The sequence below is a fragment of the Pseudomonas sp. B16120 genome (assembly GCF_044218845.1).
Taxonomy (GTDB): Bacteria; Pseudomonadota; Gammaproteobacteria; order Pseudomonadales; family Pseudomonadaceae; genus Aquipseudomonas; species Aquipseudomonas paracarnis.
In genome coordinates this window covers 3680291-3706152 of sequence record NZ_CP162588.1, presented here as the reverse complement: position 1 = coordinate 3706152, position 25862 = coordinate 3680291, and the positions used below count along the sequence as shown (strand labels likewise).

Below are 25862 nucleotides of genomic sequence, written 5' to 3'. Positions count from 1 at the left end.
CAGGGCGCTGTTTTACCATGCCCCCCAGACAGTTTAAGCAGTCGCGCAGCGTTTGGTCTTGGTTGAATACTGTTTTGGCCAGGCCCTTCTGCAAACGTCGGTCAGGATTCACCGTTCTGATCGCCTCTGTTTGTTACTATCGCCATCCCGTCAACCGGAGTCGCCGCCCTATGCAACAACAGTGGGATGAAATGCACCGCACCCGCAAGCCCACGTTCGTCCTGTGTGGCGAGCCCCAGGGGGATGTGCTCAATCTCTATGTTCACGGTTACTCGGCGTTCTTCAACCGCCAGCAACTGGGCAACTTCAAGCAGCAGTTGGCGGGTATCGAAGGTTCGACCAACTTGATGCTGTTCTGGCCGGCGGGGCATTTTCTGGAAAACCTGTTTGCACCGTTCAAGGACGTGCTCGCCTCGCTGCTCGGCGGTGGCGGCCTTGGCGCGGCGACGGTGGGCGTGGGCAAGGCTATTGCCTATTTTCTCGACCATTACAAAAGTGTCGAGGCACGGGTGGATGAAGTGGCCAAGACCTTGTTGCCCGAACTGGCCGGCTACCTGCACAACCAGGCGCTGCCGGTGCGGCGCATCAACCTGATCGGCCATTCCCTGGGCGCACGCATTCTGGTCAAGAGCCTGCTGGCCAGCCCCGAGATCGCTCGCGAACTGCCGTTGAATAACCTGTTGTTGATGGGTGGGGCGATCTGTACCTCGAGCCCCTGGGACGAGGTGTCGGCGCCGCTGAAGGGGCGGTTGATCAACTGCCATTCCAGCAAGGACTGGGCGCTGGCCATGAAGCCCGATACCGAGCGTTGCATCGGCCGCTATGCGATTGACGTGACGCCCGCGCTCAAGGCCAAGGTCACCAATGTGCACCTGGCCAGCTTCGATCATGCCGCCTATTGGCCGCAGTTGAAGACGGTGGTGCAGTACACCGATTTGCTGCAGGAACGGCGCGGCATGATCCGTGTGGACTCGCGCAGCAGTGAAGTGCGGTTTGCCGAAGCGGACGTGGACCTGTACCCGGCGTTGGTGCAAGCGCGGCCGGAGGAGCTGAAGTTTCTTGCCGAACTGATGGCGCAAAAGCGCAGTGCCGCGATTGATGCCAGTGTGCGTGAGCCGTTGAAACTGGCCATTGAGTTGCAGCGCATGGGCGGTGATAGCTTTATGAATCTGGCCCGAGGCCATGGCGTGGGCTATCGCCAGATTGCCGAAGATGTGGCGCAACGCCTGGGTATCAAATTCGATCAACCACTTGAGCACGTGGCGCTTGCCGAGATCGAAGGGCAGGTCGCAGAAACACTGATCGAGCAGTACAAGGACAAACTCAGCCGCGCTGATCGCCAGGCGTTCGAGGCCGAGCTCAAGGCGGCGGCACAAAAAGAGCAGGGGTTGTTCAACCGCTTGGATGTGGGCCGTTCGGCTACCGCAGCCTTGAGCGGCACGGCGTTGGCCGGGCTGACCGGGTTTATCCTGCGGCGCGGTGCGGCTACGGCGATTCCGGTAGTGGGCCAGGCGCTGGCTGCGGCGATGTTGCTGGTCAGCGGGGTGCGGGCGTTTTCCGGCCCGGCGTATTCGATCACCACCTTGGCGGTACTGGTGGTCGGCGTGATCCGCCAACGCATGGAGCGCGAGGCGCTCAACCAGGAACTGGAGCTGGTGGTGCAAGTGGTGGAAGCGTTTGACCTGCCGCGAGACACGGTGATGCGCACGGTCGCGTCCGACTGATAAGCTGCTGCCCAAGTCTTGTGTATTTGCCTGGAATACCGCGTGAAATTCAGCCTGCCGAAAATCGCCACCGCCCCGTTCTGCCCGCCGGAAGTGGCCGGCTCTGTCGCTGTTGATCCCAAGGCCTCGTTTTTTAAACGGGTGCTGATGTTCGCTGGCCCCGGCCTGTTGATCTCCATCGGCTACATGGACCCCGGCAACTGGGCAACGGCCATTGAGGCCGGTTCACGCTACGGCTATAGCCTGTTGTTTGTGGTGCTGCTGGCCAGCCTGGCGGGGATGGCGGTGCAATGCCTGTGTTCGCGGCTGGGCATCGCCACTGGCAAGGACCTGGCGCAACTGTGCCGTGAGCGCTACAGCCAGCGCTCTGCTCGTACCCAGTGGGTGTTGGCGGAAATCTCCATCATCGCCACAGACCTTGCCGAAGTGCTCGGCTGCGCCCTGGCGTTTCACCTGTTGCTGGGGGTGTCGCTGACCACCGGCATTGTCATCACTGCATTCGACACGCTGTTGATCCTGGCCCTGCAAAATCGCGGTTTTCGGCGCCTGGAAGCGATCATGCTAGCGCTGGTCGCCACCATCGGCGTGTGCTTTTTCATCGAACTGGTGCTGATCAAACCCTACTGGCCCGACGTGCTCAGCGGGTTCACTCCGTCACTGTCGGCCATCAGCGATGCGGCGCCGTTGTACCTGGCCATCGGCATCCTCGGTGCCACGGTCATGCCCCATAACCTCTACCTGCACACCTCTATCGTGCAGACCCGCCTGATCGGCAAGGACCTGGCGAGCAAGCAGGATGCAGTCAAGCTGGCGCGTATCGATACCATCGGCTCCCTGGCCTTGGCGCTGTTGGTCAACGCCGCGATCCTGGTGCTAGCCGCAGCGGCCTTCTACAAGACCGGCCATACCGATGTGGTGGAAATCCAGGACGCCTATCACCTGCTCGACCCCTTGGTCGGCGGTGCTTTCGCCAGCATCCTGTTCGGTATCGCCTTGCTGGCTTCGGGCCAGAGTTCGACCTTTACCGGCACCATCGCCGGGCAAGTGATTATGGAGGGTTACCTCAACCTGCGCATACCCTGCTGGCAGCGCCGCCTGATTACCCGTGGGCTGGCGCTGATCCCGGCGTTTCTCGGGGTATGGCTGATGGGTGACGATGCTATCGGCAAGCTGCTGATTCTCAGCCAGGTGGTACTGAGCCTGCAATTGCCCTTTGCGTTGTACCCGTTGATCCGCATGACCGGCGACAAGCAATTGATGGGGCCGTTCGTCAACCGGTTGCCCACGCGGCTGCTGGCGTGGTTTCTGTTCGCGGTGATCAGTGGGGCGAATGCGTGGTTGATTGGGCAGTGGTTGTTCTGACACTGAGGTGCATTGCCGAGGCAGTGCCTACACCAAGATGGCCAAGGATGTGTATTGGGCAACTTCTGGGTCAGCAGTCAATAGCTTCATCGGCTCAGTCATGGCTGTTGCAATGATCAGCCGATCGAAGGGATCCTTGTGATGATGTTCAAGATCCCTGACGGCAATGGCATGCTCCAGGCTGATGGGTAATTCGACGAAGCCACTTTCCAGGCAGTATTCGCGAATTTTATCTAAGTCCACAGCGAGCTTTCCCAAGCTAACCTTGATTGCCATCTCCCAAAATGTCGCCGCACTGACGTAAATTTCGGCGGCGTTTTCTATCAGCTTGCGGGCTTTACCGGACAGTTTGGAGTCATCGTTGAGTGCCCATAGCAGGATATGGGTATCCAACAATAGCCTCATGAATGACTGGCCTCAAAGGCATCCAAAAGATCGCTGGGGAGTGGGGCGTCGAAGTCTTCAGGAATTGTCAACTCGCCCTTCATTGCGCCAATTCGCCGGCCCTTGGACTTACCAAGCGGGACGAGCTGCGCCATTGCGCGACCATGTTTGGCGATAGTGATGATTTTGCCAGCGGCGGCTTCATCGACCAGTTTGGACAGGTTGTTTTTTGCCTCACCGAGGGCAACGGTAATCATGGGGGCTTCTCCGTGTTTTGGCCAAATATAGCCAAAACTACGACCGCTATCAAAGATGGCACGACCACTGGCGGCCGCTCGTTCAGCGCGGGATGGTGTGTGGTACGTAGTGACCATGAAGTCTCTCCAAGTAAATTTGGCTAAAGTCTGCCCCAGCGCACCGTCCCCAGAAATACTGGCCCTCAAAATCAGAACGGGCCTACGTTTTCTACTAGAAATATTCCTTCACTGGCGCCGTTCAGCAGCGTCAAAATCCGTCACCGATCCCAATACGGCACCGTCCCAAAACACTCCACGAAATAGTCGATCACCGTGCGCACCTTCAGCGACAGCCTGCGGCTGCCCGGCCACAACGCAGCGATCTGTTGGGGCTCCAGGGTTGTCGCGACCTCGTACTCACTCAGCACCGCCTGCAAGGTACCGGCGCGCAGGCTTTCGCCAATCAGCCAGGACGGAAACACCACCAGGCCCAGGCCTTGTTCGGCGGCGTGGGTGAGGGTGTCGGCGTGGTTGCCGGTGATGGGGCCGCTGACGCTGTACGCAGTCCAGTCGCCTTGGCCGCGGCGGAAGAACCAGCGCTGCTGACCGGTGATGCCTTTGTAGGCCAGGCAATGGTGGTGGGCCAGTTCGTCAGGGTGGCGCGGCGTGCCATGTTGGGCCAGGTAAGCAGGGCTGGCCGCGATGCGAAAGCGTTGCGGCGCGAAGATGCGCGCCTGCATGCCCGAGTCATTGAGCACGCCGATACGAAACAGCAGGTCGGTGCCATCTTGCAGCGGGTCGACGAAGGTGTCGGTTTGCTGGATATCCAGCTGCAACTTCGGGTAGCGCCGGCACAGCGCTCCCAGCCAGGGTGCAAGGTGGCGCTGGCCGAACACCATGGGCGCGTTGATGCGCACCAGGCCGCTGGGCTCGCTGTCTTGCTCCTGCAGGGCCTGGTTCGCCGTCTCCAACTGCTCCAGTAGCAAGCGTGCGTGGCGGCCCAGCAGGCGGCCGGCTTCGGTGGGGCTGACGGCACGCGTATGGCGGTAGAGCAATTGCTGGCCGACGGCTTGTTCCATCAGTTGAATCTGCCGCGAAATGGAGGAGGGCGCCAGGCTTTCGCGGCGGGCCACTTCGGAAAAGCTGCCTTGGTCCAGCACGGCCACAAACAGGCGTAGCGCCTTGAAACTCAGTTCATTCAAGCCCTGCATCATCTCTCCAGGCTGTGCGTTCTACGCAAAGGTGTTGTCCGCATACTCCCATTTATCGCACAGCACGGCCACCGGATAATGCGCGCCATGTTTTTCCATTCTTGATACACAGGTGATGTATGCAGGCACGTTCCACCGAAGGCTTGGCGCAGGCCAGGCCGAGCAATAACCTTCTACGGCTGCTGCTGTTGCCGTTGGTAATTCTGGCGGGCATGGGCCTGTCGGTGGAGGCCGGATTGCTCGGGCCATTGGGCGCGCAGGTCGGGCATTTGTGGGCGACGTTGAGCATCTTTGGCGTTGGCACGGCGATTCTGTTTTTACTGCTGCTGTTCAGCGGCCCGCAAAAGGGCCCGGCATTCACGCAGCTGCCGCGCTGGCAGTTGATCGGCGGGTTTCTGGGGCCGATGTATGTAGTGGTGTTGACCCTGGCTACACCGCACATCGGCATCGCGATGACCATGATCGCGATTCTCTCGGGCCAGGTGGGCAAGAGTGTGTTGATCGACCACTTCGGCTGGTTCGGCACCGCGCGCAAACGGGTCAATGGCGAGCGCTGGATCGCGTTGGCGTTGATTGTGGCGGCACTGGTTCTGATTGCACGAGGCTAAGGCGATGAATCTGTTTATGTTGTTGGTGATGGTGATTGCGGCGGGGGCGGTGCTGAGTGTGCAGGCCGCTATCAATGGGCGTCTGGGCCAGACTGTGGGAGTGTTGCGCAGCAGTCTGTTGACTTTCGCGGTGGGCGCGCTGACCACGGCGTTGTTGATATTTTTCTTCGAGCCGGCCCAGGCCGTCAGCCTGCTGGAGGTGCCAAAGTGGCAATTGACCGGTGCCCTGTTTGGCGTGGTGTACATGATGGTGATGGTCGGCGCGGTGCCGGTGGTCGGTACGGCCGTCGCCACGGTGGCCGTGATTGTCGGGCAACTGGGCATGGGCATGCTGATCGACAACTTTGGCTGGCTGGGCAACCCGGCGATCGAGCTGTCGGGCAGTCGTATCCTCGCGATGCTGTTGCTCGCCCTGGCGTTGGTGTTCATGTACCGCAGTAATAGCCGCCGAGCCGACTGACGGCGCTGAACCATGCTTGCTTGCCCAGGGTCACTGCTTAAGGTGCGGCGCTCGCCGCATCGGACGACCATGAACAAGGAGTCTGACCATGCCAGATCAAACCTGTGCTTGCCCTCACTGCAAATGTGTACTGGGCGCTGACGCAATAATGAAAGACGGCAAGGGCTATTGCTGCCAGGGCTGTGCCGAGCACCATGCTCACGGTGAACCCTGCGCGGCGGCGACGGGATGCGAATGCGCCAAGTCGGCCCACGGTTGACAGGATTGACCTGCAGGCCCGGGCACCCGGTGCCTGCAGGATGAGTAAAAACAGTTCGCTTGCCGGCGACCAGTCTTTACCATGGTCGCCCGTCCTTGTTTGATGTGTACCGCCATGGCCCTGGCCGCGCCCCCCGACCTTAGTGATCACGCCGTTCCCGTGCAGCCGTTGGCGCGTACCTACCCGCGTGGGTTGTACGTAGAACCGCACAGCCACGATTGGGGCCAGTTGCTCTACGCCATGAGCGGTGTGATGTGGGTCGAGACGCCCCGCGAAGCCCTGGTAGTGCCGCCCCAGCGTGCAGTGTGGTTGCCGCCGGGGGTGGAGCACGGGATCCGTGTGGTCTCCGATTTGCAGATGCGCAATATCTACCTGCGCCCGGCGTTGGCGGCGACGCTGGACAGCCAGGTGCAGGTCATCGAAGTGGGCCGCTTGTTGCGGGAGTTGATCGTGACCTTGGTCGAGCAGGGTGATCACGGTGATGCGGTTTACTATGACGCTGTGGTGGGCCTGGCTCTGTTGGAGTTGCAACGCGCACGGCGCTCGCCTATTCGCATCGCCATGCCGGTGGCGGCGGATCGTCGGCTGATCAATGCGTGCCAGGCGGTCATGGCTGCGCCTTCCCTGGACATCCCGTTCGAACAGCACGCCGAGGCCGCGGGCGCCAGCGTGCGCACCCTGGCGCGGCTGTTCCAGCAGCACCTGGGCATGGGGTTTGCCCAGTGGCGCCGTCAGGTGCAGTTGGCCACGGCGGCTGCGGAGTTGATCCAAGGCCAGTCGGTGAGCGGCATAGCGCGCACCCTGGGTTACTCGCCCAGCAGCTTCAGCGACATGTTCCGACGCGAATTGGGCGTGTCGCCGTCGCAGTACCGGAGTTGGCCGAAATCCTGAAGCACTTGGCCGATACCCACGGTAGGTGCGCCCTAGACTGAGCCCATCAATCCACCGGGCGCAGCCTTCATGAGCTATTTGATTTCCTTGGCCATCGGCCTGTTTGTCGGCGTGATCTACGGCGCGCTGGACTTCCGCTCGCCTGCACCGCCCGCTATCGCACTGGTCGGCCTGATGGGCATGCTGCTCGGCGAAAAGCTCTGGCCCATGGCGCGGCAGTTGGTCAGTGGTTGGTTGTCCTGATCCCTTTTCCCTTCCACGGATGCCCTCTATGAACGCACTGCAATTTACCGACACCGGCGACCTCGCCCACCTGCGCCTGGTGGAGGTGCCCATGCCGGTACCGTCTGCCGACGAAGTGTTGGTCAAGGTCAACGCGGCGGGCCTGAACCCCAGCGACGTCAAAAACGTGCTTGGCCGTTTCCCCTACACCACGCTGCCACGCATCCCTGGGCGTGACTTCGCAGGCGTGGTGGTGGAAGGCCCGCAGGCATTGCTCGGCCAGGAGGTTTGGGGCACCGGTCGTGACCTGGGGTTTTTCGCTGACGGTTCCCATGCCCAATACCTGCGCGTGTCAGCCAAGGGCGTAGCGCACAAACCCACGCACTTGAGCTTTGCCCAGGCGGCCAGCCTCGGTGTGCCCTTTACCACCGCCTGGGACGCCCTGGAGCGCAGCGGCGTTGGCAAGGGCACGCGCTTGCTGGTGATCGGCGCCAACGGCGCGGTCGGCAGTGCGGCGTTGGCGCTGGCGAAGATACGCGGTGCGCAGGTATTAGCGGCCGTGCGCAAGGCCGATCAGCTCGAGTTGTTACAGGCCCAAGGGCTGGAGGCGATTGCCTTGGGCAAGCCGGAGGAACTGGGCGCGCAAGTGCAGGCCGTGTTCAATGGCGGCGCCGACGTGATCTTTGACACTACCGGTTTCTGGCTGCCTGCCGCGGTGGCGGGGCTGGCACCGTTCGGCCGCATCGCCATCATCGCCGCCCCGGTTGACGGCCACGTGCAGTTACCGGCCCTGGCGCTGTACCGTAAGGGCGGGTCGGTGGTGGGGATCAACTCTTTGCTCTATAGCTGCGAACAATGCGCGGTGATGCTGGAGGCGTTTGGGCGCTTCTTTGATGAAGGCCTGTTGCCGCTGCCTACGGGGTTGCGTGAAGTGGCGTTGGTGGAGGGTGTTCAGTGCTATGCAGAAGTGAACAACGGCAGCCCAGACAAAATCATCTTCCTGCCGTGATGGATAGAAATGTGGGAGCGGGCTTGCTGTGGCGAGGGAGCTTGCTCCCGCTCGACAGCGCAGCTGGAGCCGGCTTTTTTGGGGGCGCTACGCACCCCAGCGCAAGCAAGCTTGCTCGCCACAGCAAGCCCGCTCCCACAATGTTGATCTTTATTCGGTTTCGGGAACGCCTTTTTCCCACGCCGACCAGTTCTTCACAATCGCTTGGACCAACGGGTTGCCCGTGCGGTACAGGTTTTCCAGCGCCGGTACAAACCCACCCTGATCGGCATACTTGAGCAGGTTGTCCACTTCGCTGTAGCCAGGGTAAGGCCGGTCAAAGTCAGAGCCTGCGCGCACCACGGCCAGACGCTGGATATCCACCAAGCCTTCGCGGCTGGCGCGCAGCAGCGCTTCGTAGGTGGAGTTGTCCTCCTGTTGGGTGGTGCAGTATTCGCCTTTGTTGTCGGTGAGCAACTGGGTCCAGACTTCGGCACGTTCGCTCAACCGCGTGCCGGAAAACCAAGTGTTGCCCGCCAGGGTGTCGCAGCGGGTGACTTGCGGCGGCTGGTTGGCCGGGGCGGCGGGGTAGTGTTTGCGCCAGGCGGCGGACTCTGTGCTTTCTGTCAGCTCCACCTTGTGCGACAAGGCAAACGCCTTGGCTTGCAGCTTTTGGTTGAGCTCAAACACTTCGGTCTTGTAGTCCAGCGGAGGTTTTTCGTTGGGCCCCTTGGTGTTGATCCCTATATAGCCCGTCGGCCAGTCCTTGGGCGCATCCCGTGAATCCAGCTCCCACTGCGTGCCGAACTCCACCAGGTAATGGGCCCAGGCGGCGGTACCGATGGTGCCGTGCTTGGGGTTGATGCCGGCGATCCCGGCGATCAGGAAGTAGCTCTGGCGCAGGTCGAACTTGGGCGACAAGGCCAGGGCCAGGGTAGATGCGGCAGCGTTGGTCTGGCCCATGCCGGTCACCAGCAGGCACACGTCCTGGTTGTTGCAGCGAATCACTGGATATTCGGCGGACAAGCCTGGAACGCGTACTTCTTGTTTAAGTTCGAGGCGGTCGATCCAGGTTTGCGCCTCGGGGGCAAACATGGTGATCAGCATCACCTTGGGTTTGATCGGTGCTGGGCTATCCGCCAGCACTATGTGGGGCAATAGGGCCAGGCCGACGGCCAGCGAGACACGGGTCAATGCGTTCATCTACAGCTCCTTGATCAGAATTGATAGCCCACGCCGGCGTAGTAACCCCAGCCGTCTGAGCGTGCGCGGAAGTTGCCTTCGCCGAAATTCAACTCGCTGCCGTCCTCCCAGTTGCCGCCGTTGTGAAAGTAACGGCCGACCAGGGTAAAGCGCAGATGGGTAAACGAGTACAGCAACACGTTGGTGGCCACCAGGGAATTGGCGGTGCGCGCCGGGTTGTCCTTGTGCAGGTCCGAGCCGAAATCGTAGTTGGTGAAACCGATGTAGGTCAGCGAGGCGCCGTTGTCGAACTTGCCGATGGGCACGATGTACTTCATCTGCGCTCGGTAGCCGTCCCAGGAATACTCATTGCTGGCGCCGTAGTTTTCCCACTGGTAGCGCCCGTAGAAATTGGCCGACAGGTTGACCCTCGAATGGGTGTCGATATCGGTACCCAGGCCGCTGTACAGGGTGTTGGCGCGGTTTTCCTTGCGGCTGCCGTGGTCGTAGATCCAGTCAAAGGCCACATACCATTCCTTGAATGGGCCAATTGCTAGGCTGCGTCCTGCGAGGTAGTCGATGGAGATCCGCGGTTCATGCTCCATGAACACCGGCGAGCCATGGTCCCACACACCTTTGTCATTACTGTTACCGATGGTGAGGATCTTCGGTACATCGATATAGCCGTACAACTCAAAGGGGCCCTTGCGCCCGAAGTACTCGTATTCCAGGTAGACGTCATCTTGAGGCTTGGGGCCGAAACTGATGTCTTTGCTGCCGATCAGCGTGAGGTCCTGGTTGAACCACTCGGACAGATACACGCCTTTTTTCGCCGGGGGGTTGGCTTCAGGGCTGAGGGTTTCGCCCTGTGCTGAGTCATCCACGGGCTTTTCCTGCGCCAAAATGGGTGCACTGAGTACTCCCGTAACGGCGGCCAGTAGCAACGAAACGCCAAGACCAGCACGAGGCTTTGAGGTGGGGTGCATTGAAAGTCCTTATTCTTACGCGGTTTAAACCCGATTCGACGGGGAGGAGTGAACTTGGCGGTCAAGTTCGTTCCGCAAACGTTTGCACAGGTTGTACCAACTTGGGTCAATGGCTTGAACTGTTTAGAAAAAAGAGCAATTAGCCGACGCTTTGGTCAGGAAAACACTGGGATTTCTGTCATCCTGATGCGTCACCCCTGTGGAGGAACCTTGATGTTCGAACACTACCTGCGTGCCTGGGAGCTGAGTGCTGATGGACAGCCTATCGTCACACCCGGCAGCGACCTGTTGCCGGTCCGCTGGAAAGGCGTGCCGGCGATGTTGAAAATTGCTCATACCCCTGAGGAAAAACTCGGCGGCCGCCTGCTGAGCTGGTGGGCAGGTGACGGCGCGGCACGGGTGTTCGCCCATGACCACACTGCAGTGTTAATGGAACGCGCAACGGGCTCAGGTTCCTTGATGCGCATGGCCCTCAATGGTCAGGACGACGAAGCCAGCCAGATCGCCTGCGCAACTCTGGCCCGGCTGCATGCGCCTCGTGTGTCGCCGCCCGAAGGGTTGGTTGGGCTGGATGAGTGGTTCCGATCCTTGTGGCACGCCGCCGAACAGGAGGGCGGTGTCTTACGCGACTGCGCGGCGACGGCCCGGACATTGCTGGCTGCGCAACAGGAGGTTGTGGTACTGCACGGTGATTGCCATCACGACAATATCCTCGACTTTGGCCCTCGTGGCTGGCTGGCGATTGATCCAAAGCGGGTGATGGGCGAGCGCGGTTACGATTACGCCAATTTGATCTGCAATCCGGACTTGCCGACCAGTAGCGATCCACTGCGTTTCAGCCGCCAGGTTGGGGTTATCGCCCTGGCGGCCGGCCTCTCACGTCCGCGTTTGTTGCAATGGGTGGTGGCTCATGCCGGGTTGTCTGCCGCCTGGTTTCTGGAAGACCAGGAGCGCGAGCGTGCCATGATTGAGTTGCAGGTTGCCCGTCTGGCACAGCAGGCACTGGCTCAAGGGGCGGACGAGTAGGGCGGCGGGTGATGGGCAACCGGGGTGAATAATTGAAGTGCGGCCTGTCGCCGGTACTCACTCGGCGTCTGGTGCATTTCGATACGAAAGTGGCGATTGAAATTCGACAGGTTGGCGTAACCCACCTCAAAGCAGATGTCCGCCACTGACATCTGGCTGTGCAACAGCAAGCGGCAGGCACGCTGCACGCGGAACTTGCGCATCAGGTCGATAAAGCCGTGGCCGGTGTTGCGTTTGAAAAACCGCGAAAAGCCAGGTTCGCTCATGTCCAGCTGCCGGGCGATGTCCGACAGGCGTACATCGCCGGTCAGTTCCCGCATCAGGTAGTCAAGCGCCTTGTTGATACGTTCGGCGCTGCGCGCATCCAGGGTCGGTGCGTAGCACGGGCTGGCCAGGGTCTTGGCCTGTGAGGGCGGGGCGTTCTTCAGCGTATCGAGCAGTTGCAGAAATAGGGTCAGGCGTTGCAGACCATGGGCATTGCCGATGGCCTCCATCAGCCTGGCGGCGTGTGTGGCGGTTGCTCCGGTGAATTCGAGGCCGCGTCGCGCCTGTTCAAACAACGCCTGTAACTCGCCCAGTTCCGGCAGGGTGGTGCGCAGAGCGAGCAGGGCGGCGCCGTCGAATTGGAGCACCACATCACGCCTGTGCAGGTATTCGCCGGGGGCCAGGTCGCCGATCCAGTCGTGAGGCAGGTCAGGGCCGATCAGTGCGACATGCCCTGCGCTGAACGCACCGATATAGTCGCCCGCCACCAGCTTGCCGCTGCCTTGACGGATCAGGTGGATTTCGAATTCAGGGTGGTGGTTCCAGCGTGCCAGTTCATAGGGATAGTCATGTTCGAACCAGCGAAAACCATGTTCCGGTTCGGTCAGGATCACCTCAAGCTCCGCAGGGCGATGCTCGAACAGGGTGGCGGGGCTGACGGGCATGGTGCTGCCTCTTGTGGTGGTGCAATTTTCCCAAAATACCCGCACTGGCAATCGCTGCGCTAGCCCTGGTTTCGCCTGAGGCTGATACTTTTTTGATCCTGTGCCTCAGGTTAAAAAAGTATCAGCCGCGCATTCGCCAGCCGTTTGTGAGGCAGCAGGCCAAGCTGCTGTAATCGAGGCTCAACAACAAAGGTCGGCAAGCTGTTCTCGGCGGTGTTCACCGGCTACCGGCAATAACCTTTACAGGACCCCCCATGAAACGACTCGAAGGCAAAAGCGCGCTGATCACTGGATCGGCGCGAGGCATTGGCCGTGCGTTCGCCCAGGCCTACATCGCTGAAGGCGCCACCGTGGCCATCGCCGACATCAACCTGCAGCAGGCCCAGGCCACCGCCGCCGAACTGGGGCCCAAGGCTTACGCGGTGTCGATGGACGTCACCGACCAGGCCTCCATCGACGCGGCGATCGCCACAGTGGTGAGCCACGCTGGCAAGCTCGATATCCTGATCAACAACGCCGCCTTGTTCGACCTGGCCCCCATCATCGACATCACCCGCGACAGTTTTGAACGGCTGTTCTCGATCAACGTCGCCGGCACCCTGTTCACCCTGCAGGCCGCAGCCCGACAGATGATCAGCCAAGGGCATGGCGGCAAGATCATCAACATGGCCAGCCAGGCCGGGCGGCGAGGCGAGCCGTTGGTGGCAGTTTATTGTGCGAGCAAGGCGGCGGTGATCAGCCTGACGCAATCGGCGGGGTTGAACCTCATCAAGCAGGGCATCAATGTCAATGCCATCGCCCCCGGTGTGGTGGACGGCGAGCATTGGGACGCAGTGGATGCGTTGTTCGCCAGGCATGAAGGGCTGGCGCCTGGCGAGAAGAAAAAGCGCGTAGGGGATGAGGTGCCGTTTGGGCGGATGGGCACGGCTGAAGACCTGACCGGCATGGCGATCTTCCTGGCGTCGACGGACGCCGATTATGTGGTGGCCCAGACCTATAACGTCGATGGCGGCAATTGGATGAACTAGCGGTTGACGCTGATCCAACTGTGGGAGCTGGCTTGCCTGCGATAGCGTTGGTGGATTCACTCCCGTCATCGTAGGCAAGCCCCACCTTTGAACTTCAGCGTTATTGAGAATAGGGTAAGTCAGCAACGCATCGATCCCCGCAGTAAACTGTTCCATACTTCAAGATTTCTACGCTCGCCCGGAGGCGGTCGTACGTGCAGACCACCCGAGAACGACCATGAGCCTTTCGAAAGCTGCCATCGCTTCATTCGACGTCGACGCCCAGAAGAGCTTCACGCCTTTGTGTCCCAGCGAGTTGCCAGTGGCCGGTGGCGACGGCATTGGTGCCGAACTCAATTACATGGCCAGTCTCGCCGGCCACCGCATCGGCAGCAAGGACGCCCACACCCCCCACGCACCCTGGGTGGTAGCGCAGCACAGCGAGATGCTGCAACCCACCGGCCTGGCCCATGCCGATGTGACCTGGGTCAGCCACTGCGTGCCCGGCACCGAAGGGTTCACCCTGCTCGATGAGTTGCCCACCCCCTATGACTACGACTACTTCATCTGGAAAGGGGTCGAGCCCGACCTGCACCCCTACGGCGCCTGTTACCACGACCTGCACGATAAACTGTCCACCGGCGTCATCGAGTACCTCAAGGCCCACGGCGTGGCCCGCGTGATCGTCGGCGGCCTGGCGCTGGACTATTGCGTCAAGACTACCGCGTTGCAATTGCTCAAGGCCGGCTTGCAAGTGATCCTGCATTTGCCGGCGTGCCGAGGCATCAGCGAGGAGGGCGGTGTACAGGCTGTCGACGAATTGCTCAAGGCCGGTGCATACATCAGTCGCACCCGCGAAGAACTGGCCCTGATTGCGCAGGGCTGAGCCTCAACGCTCAATCGACCGACTCCACCGCGCATTCCACTGCGGCCGTGCCTGGTTGACCTGGTCCCAATCAATCGAAATGGCGGTTTGCAGATAACTCTGCATGGCCTCCACCCGCGCGCGGGTTTTGTCGGTGGTGGGGGTGGTCGGGTTCGACGGGATCTGGTCACCTTCTTCCAACGCCGGCGCCTGGGCCTCGGCAGTCAGCAAGAACGCTGCGAGCTTCTGCGCCAGTTCCGGCTGGTCATTGCGGGCGATCACGCATTCGGCCACGTTGAGCACCACCGCACCTTCTTTGGGCTGCGCGTACTCCATCGGTATGCCGAGCAGTTTTTGCGTGGCGACCTGGGTCGGGGTCAGGGGGAAGATCGCGGCTTCGTCGGTCTGCACCATCTCGGAGATCTTTGCTGAGCTGGCGATGTATTCCAGCACGTTGGGGCCCACGGTCGTAGACCAGGCCTTGAAACCCGGTTCCACATTGCTTTCATCGCCACCCTGGATGCGGTTGAACATCAGGAAACCATGCAGGCCGAAGGTGGAGGAGGCCAGGGATTGGAACACCACTTTGTCCTTGAAGCGCGGGTCGGCCAGGTCCATCCATGAGGTGGGCGCGGCCCAGCCTTTGTCTTTGAACATCTTGGCGTTGTAGCCAAGGCCGGTGACGCCCAGGGTCACGGCCACGGCTTCGTCCTTGATTCGGGCCTTGGCCGGGATCTGTTCCAGTGGCGGGCTCGGCGCGAGCTTGTCGCACAGGCCCATGGAGATGGCGCGGTACATGATGCCGTCGTCGAGGAACATCACATGCATCTGCGGGTTGGCCTGGTTGGCCTGGACCTTGGCAAGAATGTCCGATGAGGTGCCGGGTACGATCACGACCTTGGCGTTATTGGCCTTTTCGAAGGCGGGCAGCACCTTGTCGGCGTACACCCGTTCCATGGTACCGCCGTTCATGCCCAGGTACAGCGTGGGGGCGGCATGGGCCGTGCTGGTGAGCAAGGCGAGGGACAAGCAGGACAACGCGAGACGTGATTGCATGGGGTTTTTCCTCTCAGGCTTGGAAACGACGGATGGAAAACGCTTCGATGGGTTGGCGGCTGGCGCCGTCGCAGACGATCTCTGCCAGGGCTTCACCAACCGCGGGGCCGAGCTGGAACCCGGCGCCGGCAAAGCCGAAGCCGTGGAGCAGGCCGGGTTGGGTACTGCTGGGGCCGATCACCGGTTCGTGGTCGGGCAGGTAACCTTCGGTGCCGCTCCAGGTGCGAATGGCCTGGGCTCCCTGGAGAAACGGGTAGAGTTCGCCGGCATTGCGCAGGATCTCCAGCACCGCCGCCTGCCCCGGCCGGGCTTGCTGTGGGCCGAGGGCAAAGCCGCGCCCGCCGCCGAGGATGCAATTGCCACGGGCGACTTGCCGGGCATAGATGCCGCCGCCCTCGACGCCGGTGCTGACGGTCATCACTCCCCGCAGCGGCTCGGTGACCAGCATTGCCGGGTGCGCCGAGATAATCGGCACCGGCTCGCCCAATTGCGCGGCGACCTTGCCAGCCCAGGCGCCGGCGCAGTTGAGCAGCCAGGGCGCTTGCAAGTGCAGGCCGTTGGCGCAGTGCACCTGGAACAGTCGGCTGTCGTGCGCGATGCGGATCACCTCGGCTTGCTCGTACACCGCAGCGCCATGGCGTTGGGCGGCACGGGCAAAGGCTGGGGACACCAGCCGCGGGTTGGCATGCCCATCATCCGGGCACAACGAGGCGCCCACTGCCACGTCGCCCACCCAGGGAAAACGCTTGCGCAACTCGCTGCGGTCCAACAGCTGCAAGCCCAGGCCAAAGCCACGGGTCTGATCGGCGTAGGCTTGCAGTGCGGCAAAATCCCCGGGGCTGCGCGCCAGCTTCAAATGCCCGCAGCGCACGTATTCACCCTCAATACCAATCAACCCAGGCAGGTCGGCCCACAGTTGGTGAGCGCGCTGGGACAGCGGTAACTGATGCAAGGGCCGCCCCTGGCGCCGCACGCCGCCGTAATTGACGCCGCTTGAGTGCGAGCCACAAAAATCCCGTTCTACCAGTGCCACCCGCTGGCCTTTTTGCGCGAGCACCAAGGCCGCCGAAGCCCCGACGATGCCACCCCCCAAGACGATGACGTCGATCATGGCTGCACCTGCACGCCAAACGGCAGCGGCTTGATCGGCGCCTGGCCACGCAGACGCCCGATCTGTGGGAGGTCGCGGCCGCTGCGCTCTGCTACGATTTCCGCCGCCGCCAACCCGCACATCCGCCCTTGGCAGCGGCCCATGCCGACGCGGCAATGGGCTTTGACCCGGTTGATTTCCCAGTGGCCTTCATCCACCACGGCGCGCACCTCGCCGACGCTGACCTCTTCGCAGCGGCACAGGACCAGTTCGTCCGGCGCCTGCGCGGCCCAGTGCTCGGGGAAGGGGAACGCGGTTTCCAGGCCCTGGCGAAAGCGCTGGATACGCGCCAACTGCCGCTCCAGTGTGGCCCGGCGGTGCGGGTCGACCGCGACGCCGGTATCTTCCAGCAACGCCAGCGCGGCACATTCGCCGGCCATTTGCGCGGCATCGGCGCCCATGATCCCGGCGCCGTCGCCCGCCAGGTACACCCCTTCGACACTGCTGCGCCCGGCGCTGTCACGTTGCGGCAGCCAGGCGCGATTGAGCGGGTTCCAGGCAAACTCACAGCCGAGCAGATCGGCCAATTGCGTTTCGCTGCGCAGGGCGTGGGCGAAGGCCACCGCATCGCATGGCAGGGTCTGTTCGCCGAAGCGAATGCCACGCACCCGTTGGTCGCCGTCGATCTGCTTGAGCATTGCGCCCTGATGCACGGCAATCCCGTGGGCGGTCAGCCAGGCGCGGTAATACATGCCTTTGGCCAGGGTCGCCGGTTGCCTGAGCAGCGCTGGCAAGGCCCGGCATTGGGCGCTCAGCGGCGCACTGTCAAGCACCGCCAGCACCTTGGCACCGGCCTTTGCGTATTGGTACGCGACTAAATAGAGCAACGGCCCGGAGCCACAAAACACCACGCGTTCGCCAATCGTGCAACCTTGGTACTTCAAGGCGATTTGTGCCGCGCCCAGGCTGTAGACACCGGGCAATGTCCAGCCCGGCACAGGCAGGATGCGGTCGGTGGCGCCGGTGGCGACTATCACCTGCGCGTATTCGAGGCTGTCGGCGCGCCCGTTATTGAGCATGTCCAGGCGACCGTCCTCGGCGTTCCACACCAAGGTATCGGGCCGATAGTCGATCAAGGCTGCCAGTTCATCCATGTTGCGGTGCACGGCTTGGGCCTTGCGCGCTTCAAACCCGTAGACCTGCCTGGCGGTGCGTTGAAACCCTGGAGGTTGGCGCCGATAAATCTGCCCGCCACCGCGCGGGCTCTCATCCACCAGGCAAGGTGTGATGCCGTGGTCGAGCAACGTGCGCGCCGCGCTGATCCCCGCCGGGCCTGCACCCACAATCACCACCGGCTTCATGGCTGGCGCCCCGGGTCACGGCTGATCGCCTGGCCGTCTTCAAGCAGGGTCGAACAGGCGCGCACCCGCCGCCCATCGGCCAGCCGCACCCAACAATCCTGGCACGCACCCATCAGGCAAAACCCGGCGCGGCGCTCGGCACTGAAATCGCTGCCGCGCAGGTGCTCGGCACAGGTCAGCATGGCGGTCAGTAGGGTGTCGCCGAGCAACCCCGTGGCGGGTTGGCCGTCGAGGGTAAAGGCCAGGGCAGGGCGTTGGGTTTCGCTCAGTCGCTTGAACAACGCCATCAGTGTTTCCCCACCAGTACGCGGTCCAGGCCGTAGACCCGGTCGAGCACAATCATGGTCGCTGCCGTCAGTGCGATGACCAGCGCCGAAACGGCGGCCATCATCGGGTCGATAGACTCGGTGGCGTACACGTACATGCGCACCGGCAGGGTTTGCGTGGCCGGCGAGCTGACGAAAATCGACAGGGTCACTTCATCGAAACTGTTGATGAACGCCAGCAACCACCCACCGGCCACGCCAGGCAAAATCATTGGCAGGGTGATCTGCCGGAACAGCGTAAAGCGCCCGGCGCCGAGGGATTCGGCGGCCTGCTCGGCACTGCGATCAATGCCGATGGCCGCCGCCAATACCAGGCGCAACACATATGGGGTGATGATCACCACGTGCGCGAGCATCAGCCAGGTAAAGCTGCCGTTTACGCCCATCAGCGCAAACAGGCGCAGCATGGCCACCCCTAGCACCAGGTGCGGAATGATGATGGGCGACAGGAACAGCGCGCTGAAGAAATTGCGCCCCGGGAACGCATAGCGACTGATCGCCAGGGCCGCCGGCACCGCAATCAGGGTCGCCAGCGTGGCGGCGGTGAAGGCCAGGATAAGGCTGTTGTAGAACGCCTGGATAAAGTCAGCGCGTTCGAACACTGCGCGAAACCAGCGCAGGGAGAAGCCCGACGTGGGCAGGCTCAAGGTGTTCTCTGGCGTGAATGCCACCAGGCACACCACCACCAGCGGCGCCATCATGAACAGCACCACCACCGCATGAAAGCCGAGGGCCAAAGGACCGTTTCTGGACATGCGCTTAAACCCCCAGGGACTTTTTGTAGCGGCCTTCGACCATGCGATTCCAGCTCAGCATGATCAGCAGATTGACCAACAGCAGCGCTACCGCGAGGGTCGCGCCCATGGGCCAGTTGAGTTCCGAGAGGTACTGGTCGTACACCACGGTGGCGACCATCTTCAGGCGTCGCCCGCCCAGCAGACCGGGGATCGCAAAGGAGCTGGCGGCCAGGCCGAACACGATCAATGTGCCGGACAGCACACCGGGCATCACTTGGGGCAATACGATCTTGCGCATCACCGTCGCTTGGCTGGCGCCCAGGGACAACGCCGCCTGTTCGGCTGACGGATCGAGCTTTTGCAGGGAGGTCCACACCGGGATGATCATGAACGGCAGCATCACGTGCACCAACGCGATGATCACGGCGAAGGGCGTATACAGCAGCTTCATCGGACTGCCGCCGAGAGCCTGGATCATTTGGTTAATCAGCCCGTCGGCACCCAGCAGCAGGCTCCAGCCAAACGCGCGTACCACCACCGAAATCAGCAGCGGTGTGAGGATCACTATCAGGAAAATCGAGCGCCACGGCGTGCCCATGCGGCTGAGGATGTAAGCCTCCGGCACGCCGATCACCACGCACAGCAGCGTTACCAGGGCACTGATCCAGAACGTGCGCCAGAAAATCTCGTAGAAGTAGGCGTCGCTCAACAGCGCCCAGTAATGGGCCAAGGTCCACTCATCGACCTTCACGCCCACTTGGTAGTCGAACACATTGAACGACAGCACCAGGGTCAAGCCCAGTGGCACGATCAGCAGCCCGGCAAACAGCACCAGCGCTGGCAGCGAGAGCAGGTAACCGCGACTCATGGGTGCACCTCATCGGCGGCCAGTACCCGCAGCAAATCGGCCTGCCATTGCAGGCCCACTGCCGCGCCGCCAGCCAACGGTGCGCTGCCGTCGTTACTGCGCACCACAGTGATTTCGCCCAGGGCGGTGTGGACGCGGTACAGCCATTGGCTGCCGAAAAAGTAGCGGTCTAGCACTTTGCCTTGCATGCGCCCGGTGCCAGGCTCCACCAGTTGGATTTTTTCCGGGCGCAGGCTTAGGGTCAGTTCGCCTGCGCCGCCGTCGTGACGCACTTGGGGTGCGCCGAGCGCATCGTAGTCGCCGGCCAGCAGGTTGGCCTTGCCGACGAAGTCCGAGATAAACCGCGTGCGCGGGTGCTCATAGAGCTTGTACGGCGCGTCGATCTGGGTCACACGCCCGGCCTGCATCACCACCACACGGTCGCTGATGGACAGGGCTTCGGCCTGGTCATGGGTGACCATCAGGGTGGTGATGCCCACCGCGCACTGGATACGACGGATTTCAAATTGCATCTCTTCGCGCAGGTTGGCGTCGAGGTTGGACAGCGGCTCATCGAGCAACAACACCGGCGGTTCGATCACTAGCGCACGGGCCAGGGCCACGCGCTGGCGCTGGCCGCCGGACAGCTCACGAGGGTAGCGCTGCGCATGCTGGGCCAGGCGCACCAGCTCCAGCACGGTATTGACGCGGGTGGCGATGTCGGCCGCAGGCACCTTGCGCATCTTCAGGCCGAAGGCGACGTTGTCGCGCACGCTCATATGCGGGAACAGCGCGTAGCTCTGGAACACCACGCCCAGGCCACGGCTGGCGGGTTTCGCGTGGGTAATGTCGCGACCGTCGAGCAGGATCTGGCCGCCGCTGACGTCGACGAAACCGGCGATCATTTGCAGGGTGGTGGTCTTGCCACAGCCTGAAGGGCCGAGCAGGGAAACGAACTCGCCTTGTTCCACCGCCAGGTCAGTGGCGACCACCGCATCGACGGCGCCATAGCGTTTGCTCAAGGCCTTGAGTTGGAGAAATGCCATGTTTGCGTTCCACCTTTATTCAGTCGCGTCTAAACGCGCTTTCTTGTTTTGGGCAGATGCGAAAAGTGCGGTGCCGGTGCGTTGGCGCTCGATCTCAAGTCGGCTGCCGGTTGTTGTTCAATTCGCCCCTGTGGACGCAGATTAGGACGAAGACTAGGATGGGTGGAAGGTGGAATTTCACTCAACGGACTACTATTTTGTGATTTATTCATTGAGCAGAATTATTAACGAGATTAGGTGTTATGGATTCCACTGAGCGAATTGATGGCGGCAAAGAAGTCGGTGCGGGCAGCGTCTCCCGGTTGTTTGCTGTGCTGCGAGCCCTAGGGGAGGTACCCGAGGGCGGCGAGCGGGTCACCCAGCTCGCCCAACAGGTGGGCTTGTCCCAACCCACCACCCATCGTCTGCTGCGCAGCCTGATGGACGAAGGCATGGTTGAGCAGGATGCACGCAGCAAACGCTATCGCTTGAGTCTGGAGTTCTTCGCGTTGGCGGCCAACGCGGGCAAGACCGGCAACCTGCGCGACCTGGTGCGCCCCAGCCTGTTGCGCCTGAGCGCGTCGCTGGGGGACTCGCTGTTCCTGCTGGCGCGCAGCGGCTTCGACGCCATTTGCCTGGACCGCAGCGAGGGTCCGTACCCGATTCGTACCTTCACCGGCGATATCGGTGGGCGCGTGGCCTTGGGTGTGGGGCAGGGCAGCCTGGCGATCCTGGCGTTTCTGCCGGAAGAAGAGCGCGAGACGGTGATCCGCTACAACCTGCCACGGCTCAAGGACTTCCACCTGTACGACGAAGTGCTGCTGCGCTCCGAAGTGGAGAACGTGCGCAAGCTGGGTTATGCAGCACGCAACACCGGTGTGCTGGAAGGTATGGCAGGGCTGGCGGTGCCCATCCTCAACCGCGACGGGTACGCGGTCGCGGCGTTGAGCGTGGCGACCATCAGCGACCGCCTGGGGCCGAGCCGCTTGCCGATGGTGGTGGAGTTGTTGAAGCGCGAGGCGGCGGCCATCGGGCCGCGGCTCAATCCGTTTGACCCGACGTTGCGCAGGCCGTCGCAGACCTTTGGGGGTTAACCCGGGCCTTCACAACAGCATATTGGATCCAGTTACGGTATAACCCTGAGACGCTTTCGTGATTCGAGGCCCCATTTTTCATGCAAAACCCTTTGCAACGTCCGCTGTGGCAAATCTATCTGTTGTTCCTGGCACCGATGGTGCTGTCCAATTTCCTGCAGAGCTTTTCCGGCACCCTCAACGGCATTTACGTCGGCCAGATGCTGGGCACCCAGGCCTTGGCCGCGGTGTCGGGGATGTTTCCCATCGTGTTTTTCTTTATCGCCCTGGTGATCGGCCTGGGGGCGGGCGCCTCGGTGTTGATCGGCCAGGCATGGGGCGCCCAGGAGACCGGAATGGTCAAGGTGATTACCGGTGCCACCCTGACCCTGGGCGCGTTGGTGGGCCTGGTGGCCGCCGTGCTGGGCAGCCTGTTTGCGCGCCCGGCATTGCAGGCGTTGGGCACGCCGGTGGATGTGCTCGACGATGCGGTGGGCTACGCCCAGATGATGATGTTGATCATGCCGTTGCTGCTGGTGTTCATCCTCTATACCCAACTGCTGCGTGGCGTCAGCGACACGATTTCGCCGTTGCTGGCATTGATGGTCTCCACCCTGGTGGGCTTGCTGCTCACGCCTGCGCTGATTCGCGGCTGGATCGGCCTGCCACCCATGGGCATCCAGAGTGCGGTGTATGCCGGGCTGGTGGGTAACGCCTTGGCGATGCTGTTTCTGATCCTGCGCCTGCGCCACAAAAACCACGTGATGGCGCCAGACCGCGAGCTGCTTGCCGCCTTGCGCCTGGACCGCGTTATCCTCGGCAAAGTCCTGCGCATCGGCCTGCCGACGGGCTTGCAGATGGTGGTGCTATCGCTGTCAGAGCTGGTCATCCTGGCTTTGGTCAACGGCCACGGTTCCCAGGCCACGGCGGCCTATGGCGCGGTGACGCAGATCGTCAACTATGTGCAGTTCCCGGCGCTGTCGATTGCCATTACCGCCTCGATCCTCGGCGCCCAGGCGATTGGCGCCGGGCGCCTGGAGCGCATCGGGCCGATCCTGCGCACGGGGCTTGTAATCAACCTGTGCCTCACCGGTGGCTTGATCGTGCTCGGCTATGGGCTATCCCACTGGTTGCTGGGCCTGTTCATCACCGACGACAGCGCACGGGTACGGGCCGAACACCTGCTGCACATCATGCTCTGGAGCATTCTGGTATTTGGCTTCCAGGCGGTGATTGGCGGCATCATGCGCGCCAGCGGCGTGGTGCTGATGCCGGTGGCGATCTCGATCTTCTGCGTGCTCTGCGTGGAACTGCCAACGGCCTATCTGTTCAACGCCCACTTCGGATTGGAAGGAGTGTGGATGGCATTTCCGGTGACCTACCTGGCGATGCTGGTGTTGCAGATCGCCTATTACCGCTTGGTGTGGCGGCATAAGCAGATCAAGCGGTTGGTGTGAGGCTCAGGCCGCGCAAGAGCAACTCCAGGCCTTGCAAGCCTTCCTCCAGCCGTGTACTCGGGTGCTCATCCCGGGCAATCCACAACGCGGTATTAACCAGGCTGCCGTTGATCAACTGCGCCAGTGCGTGGCTGGAGGCCGTAGGCATCAGGCCCGCTTGCATCAGGGCCTCCAGCAATTGGCGCAAGGACTCCACGCAGTGTTGCTGGGAGCCGGTGTCGCCCAGTACCGCCGGGGCATCCTGCAATACAATGCGCTGGATTTCCGGGTCCTGGGCCATGCGCAGATAGGCGCGACAGCGCTCGCAAAAACCACTCCAAGGCTCTACGGCCTGCTCCGAGATGCGTTGCAAGCGCACGTCCATCTCGCTGTCGAGTTGAGCGACCACCGCTGCCAGCAGCCCTTTTTTGTCACCAAAGTGGTGATACAGCGCACCGCGCGTCAGGCCGGCACGGGCAGTAAAGTCATCCATCGAGGTATTGGCATAGCCTTGGGTGGCGAAGGCCCGGCGCGCGCTCGCTATCAGGCGGGCGCGGGTGTCTTCGATCATTTCAGCTCGGGCTCGGCTCATGGGCGTCTCTTGGCTAAGTGATTGACATACGCTGCGTATGCGAAGCATGATCTGCCACATACGCGTCGTATGTATTTTGCCCTGATGGATTCAGATAGCAAGCCCAGGGCGTCGAGCAAGAGGTCAAGCAGGATGGCAAACCCCTACGCTGAATTATTCCAGGTCCCCGGTGCCCGGGCCTTTGTGCTCGCGGGCATGCTGGCGCGCATGCCGATATCCATGACCGGCATCGGCCTGATCACCATGCTGTCCCAGGTACATGGCGGCTATGGCCTGGCCGGTTCGGTGGCGGCGGTGTTTGCCCTGGCCACGGCGATTTGCGCGCCGCAAGTGTCACGTTGGGTGGACCGCTACGGCCAGGGCAGGGTGCTGCCGATTGCCGCGCTGATCGGCGGCGGGGCGCTATTGATGTTGCTGCTGTGTACGCGGTTGCAGGCGCCGAATTGGACGCTGTTTCTGTTCGCCGCGCTGGCGGGCTGCATGCCCAATATGTCGGCCATGGTGCGGGCGCGCTGGACCGAGTTGTACCGTGGCCAGCCCAGGCTGCAAACCGCGTTTGCCCTGGAGTCGGTACTCGATGAGGTGTGCTTCATCATCGGCCCGCCCATTTCGGTGGGGTTGAGCGTGGCGGTGTTCCCAGAAGCCGGGCCCCTGGTGGCGGCGCTGTTGCTGGGGGTGGGCGTCACCACCTTTGTGCTGCAACGGCAAACCGAGCCACCGGTACACGCGCATCAGGGCGCGCACGGTCGTTGGCTGATTGCTTCGCCGTCGGTATTGATCCTGATGATTTTGCTGTTGGCCATGGGCGTGATCGTCGGCGTGGTGGATGTGGTCAGCGTGGCCTTCGCCCAGCATCAGGGCCAACCGGCGGCGGCGAGTATCGTGCTGTCGGTGTATGCCATTGGTTCGTGCCTGGCCGGGTTGGCCTTCGGTGCCCTCAAACTCAAGGCGCCGTTGCCACGCCAGTTCCTGTACTGCGGCGTAGCCACGGCGTTGACCACCTTGCCCTTGCTGCTGGTGAGCAATATTCGCGGCTTGGCCGCTGCCATCTTTATCTCCGGGCTGTTCTTTGCGCCCACGTTGATTGTGTCGATGGCCATGGTGGAGCAGATCGTCCCGGCCAGCCGCCTGACCGAAGGCATGACCTGGCTGATCACCGGCCTGAGCATCGGCGTGGCCATTGGCGCCGCGAGTTCGGGGTGGATGATCGACCACTTTGGCGCCACCAGCGGATTCTGGGTGGCGCTGGCGGCGGGGGCGGTGGTTGCGGGTTCGGCGGTAGTGGGTTACCGGCGGTTGGGATAGTCAGCCAATCGTCGGGCATGGCTCTGGGTAGTGATGCTGCAGAAATTCGTTCAGCGCCTGACGCGTGAGATCATTCAATGTCACTTTCTTACGGTTTGCCGCCAGGGCAGCGGCCAAATGCAAGTCATGCCCGACACGTACGTTGAATGAACCTTTGCACGGTTTCTCCGGCGTGTGCCCCAGGCTTTGGCAGGTAGCGAGATAATCATCCACCGCGCCACGGAAGGCTGCGTCCAGTTCAGCCACAGTTTTGCCTTCATAGCTCACCAATGCCTTGATGAACAGGATTTTACCAAACAGGCAGTTGTCCTCGAGGCTGGCTTCGATGGAGCCGATGTAGCCTTTGTGTTTCAGTTGGTTGTTCACTGAATCAGTTCTCCTGATTTCAATTGTTCGATGATCTGGCGCCGAATGTAGTGTTTCAGTTCGTTGCCGGGGTGAGGCTTGTGCAGGGTGATCATTGCACTGGGGTCGCCCATGTCGAACTTGACCCGGCTTCCGGCCCCTTCAATCTGTGTGTATCCCAATCGGCGTAATAACGTGACGAGCTCAGACCAGGTAAATGCCATGTGCTCATTGAGCAGTTTGGCGAGCAGCTTTTCATTCTTGGACACGGCGTTCCCTGCGTGTAACTAAATGTAGTTGCAAAAAGTGGTGTTCGTCAATGCTAGCTC

Annotated in this window: 30 protein-coding genes; 14 read left to right on the top strand and 16 right to left on the bottom strand. The window is 61.9% G+C overall.

Translation table 11 applies throughout. The annotated features are described in order from the left end of the window. The first annotated feature begins 170 nt into the window (after positions 1-170). A complete protein-coding gene (locus AB4P90_RS17045) occupies positions 171-1724 on the top strand; it encodes a DUF726 domain-containing protein (RefSeq protein ID WP_014718848.1) in 1554 nt (517 codons plus the stop codon). 42 nt (positions 1725-1766) lie between these two features. Further along, entirely contained in the window at positions 1767-3086 is a 1320-nt protein-coding gene (locus tag AB4P90_RS17040; RefSeq protein ID WP_003191984.1) for an Nramp family divalent metal transporter, read from the top strand. Between the two features lie 27 nt (positions 3087-3113). On the opposite strand, the gene AB4P90_RS17035 is transcribed toward AB4P90_RS17040, so the two are convergent. From AB4P90_RS17035 to AB4P90_RS17025, 3 genes are all read right to left on the bottom strand, one after another. Then, positions 3114-3491 (bottom strand): type II toxin-antitoxin system VapC family toxin, encoded by a 378-nt coding sequence (locus tag AB4P90_RS17035; protein ID WP_003191983.1) that lies wholly within the window; start codon positions 3489-3491, stop codon positions 3114-3116. After that, positions 3488-3727: a type II toxin-antitoxin system Phd/YefM family antitoxin gene (locus AB4P90_RS17030; protein ID WP_122300701.1), complete on the bottom strand. Its 240-nt coding sequence runs from the start codon at positions 3725-3727 to the stop codon at positions 3488-3490. Before AB4P90_RS17030 ends, AB4P90_RS17035 begins: the two co-directional genes overlap by 4 nt. A gap of 257 nt (positions 3728-3984) precedes the next feature. Continuing rightward, entirely contained in the window at positions 3985-4917 is a 933-nt protein-coding gene (locus AB4P90_RS17025; protein ID WP_014718847.1) for a LysR family transcriptional regulator, read from the bottom strand. Positions 4918-5036: 119 nt separating this feature from the next. Between AB4P90_RS17025 and AB4P90_RS17020 the strand changes: the two genes are divergently transcribed. From AB4P90_RS17020 to AB4P90_RS16995, 6 genes are all read left to right on the top strand, one after another. Continuing rightward, positions 5037-5525: a DMT family transporter gene (locus AB4P90_RS17020; protein ID WP_014718846.1), complete on the top strand. Its 489-nt coding sequence runs from the start codon at positions 5037-5039 to the stop codon at positions 5523-5525. 4 nt (positions 5526-5529) lie between these two features. Further along, on the top strand, positions 5530-5985 hold the full coding sequence (locus tag AB4P90_RS17015; protein ID WP_014718845.1) for a DMT family transporter: 456 nt from the start codon (positions 5530-5532) through the stop codon (positions 5983-5985). An 88-nt stretch (positions 5986-6073) separates the two neighbouring features. After that, the gene (locus AB4P90_RS17010) at positions 6074-6244 is read left to right on the top strand and encodes a putative metallothionein (RefSeq protein WP_019816816.1); all 171 of its coding nucleotides are present in this window, start codon (positions 6074-6076) and stop codon (positions 6242-6244) included. A 114-nt stretch (positions 6245-6358) separates the two neighbouring features. Then, positions 6359-7135: a helix-turn-helix transcriptional regulator gene (locus AB4P90_RS17005; RefSeq protein ID WP_019816817.1), complete on the top strand. Its 777-nt coding sequence runs from the start codon at positions 6359-6361 to the stop codon at positions 7133-7135. Positions 7136-7204: 69 nt separating this feature from the next. After that, positions 7205-7378, top strand: coding sequence for a DUF1427 family protein (locus tag AB4P90_RS17000; protein WP_014718843.1), 174 nt, complete (start codon positions 7205-7207; stop codon positions 7376-7378). Positions 7379-7406: 28 nt separating this feature from the next. Next, positions 7407-8366 carry a zinc-binding alcohol dehydrogenase family protein gene (locus tag AB4P90_RS16995; RefSeq protein WP_014718842.1) on the top strand — a complete coding sequence of 320 codons (960 nt, stop codon included), beginning with the start codon at positions 7407-7409 and terminating at the stop codon, positions 8364-8366. A gap of 150 nt (positions 8367-8516) precedes the next feature. Here the strand turns inward: AB4P90_RS16995 and AB4P90_RS16990 are convergent, their stop codons facing one another. Beyond that, the gene (locus AB4P90_RS16990; protein ID WP_073452221.1) at positions 8517-9548 is read right to left on the bottom strand and encodes a purine nucleoside permease; all 1032 of its coding nucleotides are present in this window, start codon (positions 9546-9548) and stop codon (positions 8517-8519) included. 14 nt (positions 9549-9562) lie between these two features. Beyond that, a complete protein-coding gene (locus AB4P90_RS16985) occupies positions 9563-10513 on the bottom strand; it encodes a nucleoside-specific channel-forming protein Tsx (protein ID WP_032872109.1) in 951 nt (316 codons plus the stop codon). Positions 10514-10726: 213 nt separating this feature from the next. Between AB4P90_RS16985 and AB4P90_RS16980 the strand changes: the two genes are divergently transcribed. Beyond that, positions 10727-11539, top strand: coding sequence for an aminoglycoside phosphotransferase family protein (locus tag AB4P90_RS16980; protein ID WP_130175123.1), 813 nt, complete (start codon positions 10727-10729; stop codon positions 11537-11539). On the opposite strand, the gene AB4P90_RS16975 is transcribed toward AB4P90_RS16980, so the two are convergent. Further along, positions 11521-12468 carry a helix-turn-helix domain-containing protein gene (locus tag AB4P90_RS16975; protein ID WP_395605173.1) on the bottom strand — a complete coding sequence of 316 codons (948 nt, stop codon included), beginning with the start codon at positions 12466-12468 and terminating at the stop codon, positions 11521-11523. The genes AB4P90_RS16980 and AB4P90_RS16975 overlap by 19 nt on opposite strands. 254 nt (positions 12469-12722) lie before the next feature. On the opposite strand from AB4P90_RS16975, the gene AB4P90_RS16970 reads away from it, so the two are divergent. Then, positions 12723-13496, top strand: a complete 774-nt coding sequence (locus AB4P90_RS16970; RefSeq protein ID WP_395605172.1) for an L-iditol 2-dehydrogenase — start codon at positions 12723-12725, stop codon at positions 13494-13496. A gap of 217 nt (positions 13497-13713) precedes the next feature. Then, positions 13714-14361, top strand: a complete 648-nt coding sequence (locus tag AB4P90_RS16965; protein WP_073452215.1) for a nicotinamidase — start codon at positions 13714-13716, stop codon at positions 14359-14361. Between the two features lie 3 nt (positions 14362-14364). Here the strand turns inward: AB4P90_RS16965 and AB4P90_RS16960 are convergent, their stop codons facing one another. The 7 genes from AB4P90_RS16960 to AB4P90_RS16930 are packed head-to-tail and all read right to left on the bottom strand — an operon-like array spanning position 14365 to position 20803. Then, a complete protein-coding gene (locus tag AB4P90_RS16960) occupies positions 14365-15396 on the bottom strand; it encodes an ABC transporter substrate-binding protein (RefSeq protein ID WP_038450466.1) in 1032 nt (343 codons plus the stop codon). Positions 15397-15409: 13 nt separating this feature from the next. Next, the gene (locus tag AB4P90_RS16955; protein WP_014718834.1) at positions 15410-16507 is read right to left on the bottom strand and encodes an FAD-binding oxidoreductase; all 1098 of its coding nucleotides are present in this window, start codon (positions 16505-16507) and stop codon (positions 15410-15412) included. Then, on the bottom strand, positions 16504-17847 hold the full coding sequence (locus AB4P90_RS16950) for an FAD-dependent oxidoreductase (protein ID WP_395605171.1): 1344 nt from the start codon (positions 17845-17847) through the stop codon (positions 16504-16506). The genes AB4P90_RS16955 and AB4P90_RS16950 overlap by 4 nt, the downstream gene beginning before the upstream one ends. Next, positions 17844-18134, bottom strand: a complete 291-nt coding sequence (locus AB4P90_RS16945) for a (2Fe-2S)-binding protein (RefSeq protein WP_014718832.1) — start codon at positions 18132-18134, stop codon at positions 17844-17846. The genes AB4P90_RS16950 and AB4P90_RS16945 overlap by 4 nt, the downstream gene beginning before the upstream one ends. Beyond that, positions 18134-18928 carry an ABC transporter permease gene (locus tag AB4P90_RS16940; RefSeq protein WP_014718831.1) on the bottom strand — a complete coding sequence of 265 codons (795 nt, stop codon included), beginning with the start codon at positions 18926-18928 and terminating at the stop codon, positions 18134-18136. Before AB4P90_RS16940 ends, AB4P90_RS16945 begins: the two co-directional genes overlap by 1 nt. Positions 18929-18932: 4 nt before the next feature. Beyond that, entirely contained in the window at positions 18933-19778 is an 846-nt protein-coding gene (locus AB4P90_RS16935) for an ABC transporter permease (protein WP_014718830.1), read from the bottom strand. Then, positions 19775-20803 carry an ABC transporter ATP-binding protein gene (locus tag AB4P90_RS16930; protein ID WP_014718829.1) on the bottom strand — a complete coding sequence of 343 codons (1029 nt, stop codon included), beginning with the start codon at positions 20801-20803 and terminating at the stop codon, positions 19775-19777. The genes AB4P90_RS16935 and AB4P90_RS16930 overlap by 4 nt, the downstream gene beginning before the upstream one ends. A 242-nt stretch (positions 20804-21045) precedes the next feature. On the opposite strand from AB4P90_RS16930, the gene AB4P90_RS16925 reads away from it, so the two are divergent. Both AB4P90_RS16925 and AB4P90_RS16920 read left to right on the top strand, forming a co-directional pair. After that, positions 21046-21876 carry an IclR family transcriptional regulator gene (locus AB4P90_RS16925; protein WP_019816829.1) on the top strand — a complete coding sequence of 277 codons (831 nt, stop codon included), beginning with the start codon at positions 21046-21048 and terminating at the stop codon, positions 21874-21876. Positions 21877-21956: 80 nt separating this feature from the next. Continuing rightward, positions 21957-23312, top strand: coding sequence for an MATE family efflux transporter (locus AB4P90_RS16920; RefSeq protein WP_038450461.1), 1356 nt, complete (start codon positions 21957-21959; stop codon positions 23310-23312). Here the strand turns inward: AB4P90_RS16920 and AB4P90_RS16915 are convergent. Beyond that, positions 23296-23883 (bottom strand): TetR/AcrR family transcriptional regulator, encoded by a 588-nt coding sequence (locus AB4P90_RS16915; RefSeq protein WP_073452209.1) that lies wholly within the window; start codon positions 23881-23883, stop codon positions 23296-23298. The genes AB4P90_RS16920 and AB4P90_RS16915 overlap by 17 nt on opposite strands. Before the next feature lie 132 nt (positions 23884-24015). On the opposite strand from AB4P90_RS16915, the gene AB4P90_RS16910 reads away from it, so the two are divergent. Continuing rightward, on the top strand, positions 24016-25188 hold the full coding sequence (locus AB4P90_RS16910) for an MFS transporter (RefSeq protein ID WP_395605170.1): 1173 nt from the start codon (positions 24016-24018) through the stop codon (positions 25186-25188). Here AB4P90_RS16910 and AB4P90_RS16905 read toward each other — a convergent pair whose 3' ends face one another. Both AB4P90_RS16905 and AB4P90_RS16900 read right to left on the bottom strand, forming a co-directional pair. Next, positions 25189-25554, bottom strand: a complete 366-nt coding sequence (locus AB4P90_RS16905) for a type II toxin-antitoxin system HicB family antitoxin (protein ID WP_014718824.1) — start codon at positions 25552-25554, stop codon at positions 25189-25191. Further along, positions 25551-25802: a type II toxin-antitoxin system HicA family toxin gene (locus AB4P90_RS16900; RefSeq protein WP_014718823.1), complete on the bottom strand. Its 252-nt coding sequence runs from the start codon at positions 25800-25802 to the stop codon at positions 25551-25553. The genes AB4P90_RS16905 and AB4P90_RS16900 overlap by 4 nt, the downstream gene beginning before the upstream one ends. Positions 25803-25862 lie beyond the last annotated feature (60 nt).